This is a genomic window from Paraglaciecola algarum (genome assembly GCF_021532655.1).
Lineage (GTDB): Bacteria > Pseudomonadota > Gammaproteobacteria > Enterobacterales > Alteromonadaceae > Paraglaciecola > Paraglaciecola algarum.
In genome coordinates this window covers 1-843 of record NZ_JAKGAS010000034.1, presented here as the reverse complement: position 1 = coordinate 843, position 843 = coordinate 1, and the positions used below count along the sequence as shown (strand labels likewise).

1 tRNA gene is annotated in these 843 nt (G+C 43.3%); it reads right to left on the bottom strand.

Annotated elements, in window-relative coordinates:
- Window positions 1-614: 614 nt before the first annotated feature.
- Window positions 615-691 (bottom strand) — tRNA-Ile (locus L0668_RS20545).
- Between the last annotated feature and the right edge of the window lie 152 nt (window positions 692-843).

Below are 843 nucleotides of genomic sequence, written 5' to 3'. Positions count from 1 at the left end.
GTCCTTCATCGCCTCTAACTGCCTAGGCATCCACCGTATACGCTTAGTCACTTAACCATACAACCCCAAATGACCTCCCCTCTTGCGTCGTATAACGCCCTTACTCTTCGTGTTCCTCCTCGCTTGCTCTGTTATGTGGTAAACCACACGCCTTCGCTCGCTCGTCAAAAGACTCGATTAAGAACCTTATTCTCGCAACAGGCACATTATGCTTTCTTGGTGGACAGTAACGGCCCCCAATCAACATAATTCGTCTCACCCCTTGGCCTTTTATCCAAGGTTAGGTGCTTGCTCTAATAAAAGAACAATGCTGTTGTATGCGTGACAAGTACTAATCATAAAAATCAGATAGAGTAAGCTCTTAAAGAGTACTCTTTTTGTTTTCGATTACTTTTTTATCAGCTTTCCATATTGTTAAAGAACATTGTTTTCACTAAAAGCGAACAACAATTAAGGTTTAAAAAACCTTAATCAATAAACATTACTTAAAATACTTATTGATTAAGGCTACTTAATCTTTTTTCCGAGTGACTTAATCTTTTCTAATCAAGGCATGTAGTGAGGACGTTTAGCCTGCTAAACGACGAACTACATAACGCAGAGTAGGAAAGATTTGGTAGGCTTGGGCAGACTTGAACTGCCGACCTCACCCTTATCAGGGGTGCGCTCTAACCAGCTGAGCTACAAGCCTATTAATGCATGGAGCTAACAGCTATGACCTCACCACTTCTTACCATGGCAGGGCTGCAAACCACTGTGCTACAAACTATAAGTGGTGGAGCTAAGCAGGATCGAACTGCTGACCTCCTGCGTGCAAGGCAGGCGCTCTCCCAGCTGAGCTAT